This window comes from Microbacterium umsixpiens (assembly GCF_053543675.1).
Window position 1 is genome coordinate 1 of sequence record NZ_JBLVOH010000239.1, and the last position, 7,566, is coordinate 7,566.

A 7,566-nucleotide genomic window follows, 5' to 3' on the forward strand; every position below is an offset into this window, starting at 1 on the left:
CGCATGCTCCGCGCCGTCCGCGCGTCCGTCGAGACGAGGGAACAGCACCGGAGAGAACGCGTCAGTAGACATACTCGTCCTCGTCGGTGCGCTGCACCGTGATGTCGCCCGCCGCCTCCAGGGCGCGGATGGTGCGGACGATCTCGGCTCTGGCCTCCTCGACCTGTGAGACGCGCACCGGACCGAGGGTCCGTGCCTCCTCATCGAGGTTCTCCCGGTTGCGCTCGGAGACGTTGCGGCGGATGAGATCGGCGATCGCCTGGTTGGCGCCCTTCAGCGCCAGAGCCAGCGAGCGGATGTCCATGCCGCGCAGCACCCGCTGCGTGTCGCGGTCGTCGAGCTTGACGATGTCGGCGAAGGTGAACATGCGCGAGCGGATGTCTTCGGCGAGGGCGCTGTCGCGGTCCTCGATGCTCGCGAGCAGTGCCTTCTCGACGGTCGCCCCGGAGCGGGCGATGATCTCGACGAGCGGTTCGACGCCGCCGAGGGTCTCCGGGGCGTCGCGGCTCGCGAAGCTCCCGGTGCGGGTCTTCAACGCGTCGGCCACGATCGCGATCGCCTCCTGCGACGCGGTGCCCATGGTCGCGATCGCGTGGGCGACATCGGTGCGGGTCGGGTCGGGGAGCGCTGCCAGCACGGCCGCCGCGCGGTCGGTGGGCAGGTGCGCGAGCACGAGGGCGACGGTCTGCGGAAGCTCGCCGTCGAGCAGGGTCGCCAGCTGTGCCGGGTCGGCGGAGCCGAGGAACTCGAACGACGAGTTCATCGACGTCGAACCCACCCGGCCGAGCACTGCCGCGGCACGTTCCGCGCCGAACGATGCCTCCAGCAGACCGGCCGCGAGGTCACGACCACCGCGGGCGGGCGGCAGGTGTCCGGTCGCGATCCGGTGGAACTGCCCGAGCGCCTGGGCGGTGGTGGCGGCGTCCAGGTCCTGCAGCTCGATGATCTCGGCGGCGACGGCCTCGGCCTCCGACTCCGAGAGGTGCTTCATCACCTCGATCGCCTGCGCGCGGTCGAGGTTCATCAGCACGACGGCCGCCGTCTGCCGGTCGGTCAACCCGCTCATACGTGCTGCCTGTCGTCGATGAGGGTCCGCAGCAGGTCGGCCGTGCGCTTCGGGTCCTGTCGCGTGAGGGAGTCGATCTCGGCGCGGCGGCGCTCGAGGCTCACCTGCGCGGGCTCGGGGTCGGGCTCCGGCTCCGGGTCGGGTGTCGTCTCGAGGAAGGCCAGCGGCGTCGTGGCTGCCTGGTCGATGGCGACGGTGGCCGCACCGGGGTCGAGGGCCGCCGACAACGGGGCAGGCCGGTCGCCGAACAGCTGATCGAACTCGGTCGCCGAGTTGGCGCGGCGCCGCATCCGCACGAGGGCGGCGATGACAGCCAGCAGCAGGGGCAGTGCGATCGCGGCGGCGATGATGGCGGTGTTCAGGAGCACGGCCTGACGCTCGGCCGCCTCCGCGTCCTTGGCGGCCTGGAGGGCGGCCTGTGCGGCTTCGGCATCCGTCTGACTGAACGAGACGAGTTCGACGGCGATGGAGTCGCCGCGTGCGGTGTCGATCCCGGCGGCGGTCTCGACCAGTTCGGTCAGCTGCGCGGTGCTCAGGTCGCCACCGGCACCCGCGTCGACCGCGACCGAGACCGACTGGCGCAGCACGTTGCCGGCGGGGGTCGAGGTGCTCTGCGTGCTCTTGTTGACGGCGTTGGTCTTCGAGGTCTCCGTGGATTCGGAGGTGCCGTCCGCGCCGGCCGACGGCACCGCGATGTTGTCGGGTCCGAGCACACCGGCGTTGGAGCTCGAGCCGTTCTGCGTGTCCGTTCGGGACTGCTCGGTCAGCGGAGGCGCGCCCTCCGCCGGGGTGTAGGTCTCTTCGACACGCTCGTTGACCGAGCGGTCGATCTCGGCGACCACCGTCACGGTCGCGTTGCCGGGGCCGACGACGGTGTCGAGCATCTGCTGCACGCTCGCGGTCACCCGGGCCTCGTAGTCGCCGGCCTGCTGGTCGACGCCGCCGATCGCCCCGACGCCGGCGGCCGAGAGGGTCTGGCCGCTCTGGTCCACGACGGCGACGTTCTCGGGCTTCATGCCGCTGACGGCGGCGGAGGTCAGGTGCACGATCGCCTCGACCTGCTTCGAGGTGAGCGACGAGCTGCCCGAGGTCTCCACGAACACCGATGCGGTGGCGTCGACGGTCTCCGAGACGAAGACGCTCTCCTCCGGGATGGCGAGCTGTACGGAGGCCGCCGTCACGCCCTCGATGGACGAGATGGTCGCGGCGAGCTCGCCCTCGATGGCGCGCTTGTAGGTGACGGACTGCTGGAACTCCGAGGTGGTCACGCCCATGTCGTCGAGCAGCGAGTACCCGCCGGAGCTCGCACCGGGGAGACCGGCGGAGGCGGCGGCGAGCCGCTGGTCGTAGACGTCCTTCTCCGGCACGAGCACGGTGGCACCGCCGTCGGCGAGCTCGTAGGGGACGGAAGACGATCGCAACTGCTCGACGACGGCGTTCGCATCGGAGGCGCTCATCCCCGAGAACAGCGGGGTGTAGGTCGGGCGGGTCAGCCAGCTGGAGAGCGCGACGATCCCGAGCGCGAGCACGGCCACGCCGATGATCGCGATGGTGCGCTGCGCGAGCGTGAAGCCCGCGATCACGCGTCCGATCCGCTGGAAGACGTTGGTGACGGCCTGGGGCATCAGGCTTGCATCCGCATGATCTCGTTGAACGCGTCGACGCCCTTGTTGCGCACGGCGGCGACGAGTTCGAGGGTGACCGACGCGCGCGAGGAGGCGATCATGGCCGAGTGGATGTCGTCGAGGTCACCCGTGACGGCGGCGACCTTGAGCGCGTCGGATTCGGACTGCAGGGAGCGCAGCTCGTCGATCGCACCGGTGACACTGTTCGCGAAGGCGGTGTCGTCCGCCGCCTTCGCCGGAGCGGTGGGCGGGGCGAGGGTGAACGCCGAGGAGATGCCCTCGACGCCGGAGAGGGGATCCATCAGCTGCGTCCGATCTGGAGGGCGGATTCGTAGGCGTTGCGGGCACGGTCGACGATCGCGGCACTGGCCTGGTAGCCGCGCTGCGCGAGGATGAGCTGGCTCATCTGGTCGCCGAGGTCGATGTCGGGGTAGCGGACGTAGCCGTCGGCGTCGGCGAGCGGGTGGTCGGGCTGATGCACGAGCCGCCCCTCCGCACTGCCCTGCACGGAACCGGCGACATACACACCCGGCGACTGGTTGCTGGTCTGGGCGGTGATGTACCGCGCACGGAAGGCGGCGCCGTCGGTCGCCGTCACGGTGTTGATGTTCGCGATGTTGTCGCTGATGGCGTCGAGCCACTTGCGGTGCACGGTCAGGCCGGTGCTCGCGATGCCGATCGCGTCGAAGGTCATGAGGTCCTCATCGCCGCGCGCATCGACGCGAACGAGCCGTTCACGGCCTGCGTGGCGAACTGGTAGCGCAGCATCGTGTCGACACTGGACAGGGTCTCGGTGTCGAGGTTGACGTTGTTGCCGTTCAGGCGCGTGGGCTCGAGCGAGGTGCCGACCGTCGAGCCGACCCGTCCGTCACCCGCCTGGACCGAGTCCGCGAGCGCCTCTTCGAAGCGCACCCGCTTGGCGTGATAGTCGGGGGTGTTGATGTTGGCGATGTTGTCGGCGATCGCCCGCTGGCGCAGCGCGAGGCCGTCGAGCGCGCTCGTCAGCGCGTTGATGGTCACAGAATCGAACACGACCGCTCCCCGTGTGTGGTGGTGTGGCCGATCCATGGCCGAGTCTTGCGAGCCATCCGTGCTCTCCCTGTCCTATCGGCAGGGTCGCGCACGACGTTAGGGAGCGGTCTCAGCCGTCCACGTCGAGGAATGCGGGAGCATCGGGGCGACGGGTCCCCGGGATCCGGTCCACCGCGCCGAGGTGCTGTCGGAGGTCGTCGAGATCGGTGCGGGCGCGCTCCATCGCGAGGCGCTGACGCTCGACCACCCGGCGGGCGCGATCGGCGAGATGCATGGGCAGGGGAGTGGAGGGCGGCGTCCACGGTTCGATGACGGCCGTGTCGGCGGTTCCGGGGGTAGCCGTGAGGATGCGGTCGGCGTCGAGCTCGAGGCGATCCAGCAGTTCGGTCCACTCCGCCGTCACGTCGTCGGCGCTCACGACCGGGTCTCCGCGACGGTCCTGGCGGCTTCGTGCCAGGCGTCCCGCAGCGGGGCGACGATCCCGTGGCACGCACGGGTGCGCTCGGGATCGCGGCCGATGTTGGCGCCGATCAGGGTCTGCGACAGGAAGACGTACACCGAGCGGAGGCCCGCGCTGCCGTTCCAGTCGTCGGTCAACGACGAGGTCAGCTCCGACACGATGGCCTGCGCGTGCTGCAGTTGGGCATTCGCCTCGGTCCAGTCCTCGGCTCGCTGTGCGGCCTCGCCGCGCTCGATGTCGAGCAGCAGCCGGTCGTACAGCAGCGTCACGAGACGCTCGGGCGGTGCCGAGAGGACGGCATCGTCACGGTAGCGCTGCTGCGCACGCAGGGCGGCGTTCATGCTCACTTCCCCGAGCTCGAGGTCGGCAGGGCGGCGATCTGCGACGACAGGTAGGTGGACTGCGACTGCAGCTGCGACAGCATGACCTCGAGGCGGGCGTAGGTGCGCTCGAGCGTCGCCTTCCGCTGGGCGAGGCGCACGTCCCAGCGCTCCATCTGCTCGCCGAGGCTCTTGACCTCGCTCTCCTGGCCGGTGATGCGGGAGGTGAGCAGGCCGTCGTACTTGTCGGAGTACACCTTCGCGGTGTCCTGCACGCGCGAGGCGACGTCGGAGAACAGTCCGGCGACCGCATCCGGGTCCTTCGCGAGGGCTTCGGCGAACTTCTCCTCGTCGAAGCTCAGCACGCCGTACATGTCGGTCTCGATGCCGATGGAGGAGGGAGACACCCCATCGACCGGATGCTGGATGGCATCGGCGATCGCCGTCCGCAGCGAGCGGACGGTGCTGTCGCCCGTGAAGACGCCCAGGGTGGTCTTGTCGCCCTGGTTCGCGGCGACGGTGGCCTTCGACCCGTTGTCGATACGCGTCAGGATGTCTTTGACCGCGGCGATGAACTCCGCGGAGGCCTTGGTACGGGCCTCGGTGTCGACCGTCACGCCGATCGTGACGGGGTCGGCGGATGCCGCGGACACCGTCACGTCGACACCGTCGAACAGATCGGTGAAGGTGTTGCTCGACGAGGTCAGCACCTGTTCGGCGCTGGTGCCCGCCCACAGCCGCAACTGTGCGTCGGCGCCCACCGCGATCACGGCCGCCCCGGCTTCGGTGGCGATGTCGGATGCGGTGCCGGCCTCGACGGCGGCGACGTCACCGCGATAGGCGCGGAACTGGCCGCCCTCGCCCGAGTCGGCCGCGCGCAGCTGCAGGCGGTGCAGGGGGTTGCCGTCGGCGTCGCGGCCCGCGGGCACTGCTGACGCGACGACTCCGAAGCCCGCTTCGTTGATGGCCTGGGCGACCTCCTGCATCGAGGCGCCGTCGGCCTCGATCTGCAGACGCTCGCCCTGGGCGTTCTCGAGGGTGATCACCGGCGGGTCGACGGGCCATCCGTTCGACGCGGCCGAGACGATGGTGTGGTTCTTGGCGACCTTGTCGACGACGATCTCCGCCGAGACCGGGGCGGCGCCGGTGCGGGTGGCGACCGTGACGGTGTTCGACGACGACGATGTCGTGAAGCGTGCCAGTCCGTCGCGCGACGCGGCCTTCTCGGCGGCGGTGGCGAGGTTCTGGATCGCGGTGTTCAGCGTCTGCAGTTGGGTGACGATGCCGTTCTTGTCATCCATCTTCGCCTTGAGCAGCGAGCGCGGGATGGCGTGCACGTCCATCAGGGCCTTGATGACCTCTGTGGTCTTCAGGCCGGAGACGAGGCCGTCGAGCGAGAGAGACATGATCGCCTTTGCAGGGCGGGAGCGGACAGGGGCCGGGCGACGGGCGCAGCCGCCGCCCGGACCCTATGGCGTGGTTCAGCGCAGGAGCTGGAGAACGCCCTGGTTGGACTGGTTAGCCTGGGCCAGCATGGCCGTGCCCGCCTGCGACAGGATGTTCGCCGAGGTGAACTTGACCATCTCGGACGCCATGTCGGTGTCGCGGATCCGGCTCTCGGCGGCGGCGAGGTTCTCCGCCGACACGTTGAGGCTGTTGATGGTCGACTCGAAGCGGTTCTGCAGCGCACCGTAACCGGCACGTGCGGTCGAGACCGCCTGGATCTCCGTGTCGATGTCAGCCAGCGCGGCACCGTAGGTGGCCGCATCCGTCATCGTCGCCGCGTAGCCCTTGATGTCTGCTCCGAGGGTGGCGAAGTTGGTCAGGCCGACCGAGATCTGGTCCTCGGCGGCGACCGCGCCCGCACCGACCTGGAACGTCAGCGTCGTGCCACCCGAGAGCAGCTTGATGCCGTTGAAGTTCGTGCTCTCGGCGATCCGGGTGAGCTCATCACCCAGGGTGTTGATCTCCTTCTGGATCGCCTCGCGCGACTTCGCGTTGTTCGAGTCGTTCGCACCCTGAGCGGTCAGGTCGCGAACGCGCTGCAGGATCGAGTGGACCTCGGTCAGGGCGCCTTCCGCGGTCTGGATGACCGAGATGCCGTCCTGGGCGTTGCGCGCCGCCACGTTCAGGCCGTTGACCTGCGAGCGCAGGCCCTCGGAGATCGCGAGGCCGGCGGCGTCGTCCGCTGCACGGTTGATCCGCAGACCGCTCGAGAGCTTCTCGAGCGACTTCGACAGGTCGTTCTGCGTGCTGGACAGGTTGCGGTAGGCGTTGAGCGCCGACACGTTGGTGTTGATCTGCATACCCATAAGGGTTCTCCTCCGTGAATTTCGTTGTGCGAGAGACCATCCGTGGTCTCCCGCACACACCTATCGGCGGAGGCGGCGCGGGCGTTAGCCGGGCGCGCGGGAAAGGAGGCTAGGCGGGCGCCGATTCGCGGAAGACGCCGGCGATCCGCGCGCTGGCCGCGTCGGCGATCCGTGTGAAGTAGGCGTCCCGCGCTCCGGCCGACACCCGGGTCGTCGTGGCGGGGGCGGCGCCTTCGGCGAAGTACCGGTCCAGGGCGTCGCGCAGCAGGCGGATGGCCTCCGACCTCTGCTGCGACACGGCGGAATGGGTCACGCCGAGCTCTTCGGCGATCTCCTTGACGGGGCGTTCTTCGAAGTAGACGCCCTGCACGATCCGGCGCATGCGCTCCGGCAGCGCGGCGACGGCCTGCTCGAGCACCTCGCGGCGCTCACCGACGAGCGCCGATTCCTCGGGCAGCAGGATGTCGGCGGTCACATCGCGGGCGGCGGGGTCTTCCAGTGTGGTGACGGTGCGGGCGGCATCGCCGAGGGCTTCGAGGACGACGTCCTTCGCGACGCCCATCGTGGTGGCGACCTCCGCCGCCGTCGCCGTTCTGCCGAGTCCTGCGGTGAGGGTCTCGCGCACGGCGACCGTCTCTTTGATGCGCTTGCGGATGCCGCGGGAGGCCCAGTCCATGGAACGCATCTCATCGGCGAATGCCCCGAGGATGCGGCGGCGCGCGTAAGCGCCGAAGGGGACGCCCAGCGACGG

At 69.7% G+C, this 7,566-nt stretch carries 10 protein-coding genes; all 10 read right to left on the bottom strand.

Going from position 1 to position 7,566, the window contains the following annotated elements; all coding sequences use genetic code 11:
* Positions 1-61: 61 nt before the first annotated feature.
* Positions 62-1,066, bottom strand: coding sequence for a flagellar motor switch protein FliG (fliG, locus tag ACNPM4_RS19975; RefSeq protein ID WP_029262220.1), 1,005 nt, complete (start codon positions 1,064-1,066; stop codon positions 62-64).
* Complete coding sequence (gene fliF, locus ACNPM4_RS19980; protein ID WP_448986928.1) at positions 1,063-2,691, bottom strand: flagellar basal-body MS-ring/collar protein FliF; 1,629 nt, start codon at positions 2,689-2,691, stop codon at positions 1,063-1,065. Before fliF ends, fliG begins: the two co-directional genes overlap by 4 nt.
* The gene (gene fliE, locus ACNPM4_RS19985; protein WP_029262222.1) at positions 2,691-2,993 is read right to left on the bottom strand and encodes a flagellar hook-basal body complex protein FliE; all 303 of its coding nucleotides are present in this window, start codon (positions 2,991-2,993) and stop codon (positions 2,691-2,693) included. Before fliE ends, fliF begins: the two co-directional genes overlap by 1 nt.
* Entirely contained in the window at positions 2,993-3,385 is a 393-nt protein-coding gene (locus ACNPM4_RS19990) for a flagellar basal body rod protein FlgC (protein WP_448986929.1), read from the bottom strand. The genes fliE and ACNPM4_RS19990 overlap by 1 nt, the downstream gene beginning before the upstream one ends.
* A complete protein-coding gene (locus ACNPM4_RS19995) occupies positions 3,382-3,723 on the bottom strand; it encodes a flagellar basal body rod protein FlgB (RefSeq protein ID WP_029262224.1) in 342 nt (113 codons plus the stop codon). The genes ACNPM4_RS19990 and ACNPM4_RS19995 overlap by 4 nt, the downstream gene beginning before the upstream one ends.
* Before the next feature lie 109 nt (positions 3,724-3,832).
* Positions 3,833-4,141 carry a hypothetical protein gene (locus ACNPM4_RS20000; protein WP_231481817.1) on the bottom strand — a complete coding sequence of 103 codons (309 nt, stop codon included), beginning with the start codon at positions 4,139-4,141 and terminating at the stop codon, positions 3,833-3,835.
* Complete coding sequence (fliS, locus tag ACNPM4_RS20005; protein WP_029262226.1) at positions 4,138-4,524, bottom strand: flagellar export chaperone FliS; 387 nt, start codon at positions 4,522-4,524, stop codon at positions 4,138-4,140. The genes ACNPM4_RS20000 and fliS overlap by 4 nt, the downstream gene beginning before the upstream one ends.
* A gap of 2 nt (positions 4,525-4,526) precedes the next feature.
* Complete coding sequence (gene fliD / locus ACNPM4_RS20010) at positions 4,527-5,909, bottom strand: flagellar filament capping protein FliD (protein ID WP_448986930.1); 1,383 nt, start codon at positions 5,907-5,909, stop codon at positions 4,527-4,529.
* Positions 5,910-5,984: 75 nt separating this feature from the next.
* Positions 5,985-6,815, bottom strand: a complete 831-nt coding sequence (locus ACNPM4_RS20015) for a flagellin N-terminal helical domain-containing protein (protein WP_448986931.1) — start codon at positions 6,813-6,815, stop codon at positions 5,985-5,987.
* Positions 6,816-6,924: 109 nt separating this feature from the next.
* The coding region (locus ACNPM4_RS20020) for a sigma-70 family RNA polymerase sigma factor (RefSeq protein WP_448986932.1) at positions 6,925-7,566 on the bottom strand (642 nt) is incomplete at its 5' end.

What these genes read in the sequence shown, in the direction of transcription:
- fliE (WP_029262222.1), bottom strand. Translation starts at nt 2,993, where the DNA reads ATGGATCCCCTCTCCGGCGTCGAGGGCATCTCCTCGGCGTTCACCCTC.
- fliS (WP_029262226.1), bottom strand. Translation starts at nt 4,524, where the DNA reads ATGAACGCCGCCCTGCGTGCGCAGCAGCGCTACCGTGACGATGCCGTC.
- fliG (WP_029262220.1), bottom strand. Translation starts at nt 1,066, where the DNA reads ATGAGCGGGTTGACCGACCGGCAGACGGCGGCCGTCGTGCTGATGAAC.
- fliD (WP_448986930.1), bottom strand. Translation starts at nt 5,909, where the DNA reads ATGTCTCTCTCGCTCGACGGCCTCGTCTCCGGCCTGAAGACCACAGAG.
- fliF (WP_448986928.1), bottom strand. Translation starts at nt 2,691, where the DNA reads ATGCCCCAGGCCGTCACCAACGTCTTCCAGCGGATCGGACGCGTGATC.
- ACNPM4_RS20015 (WP_448986931.1), bottom strand. Translation starts at nt 6,815, where the DNA reads ATGGGTATGCAGATCAACACCAACGTGTCGGCGCTCAACGCCTACCGC.
- ACNPM4_RS19990 (WP_448986929.1), bottom strand. Translation starts at nt 3,385, where the DNA reads ATGACCTTCGACGCGATCGGCATCGCGAGCACCGGCCTGACCGTGCAC.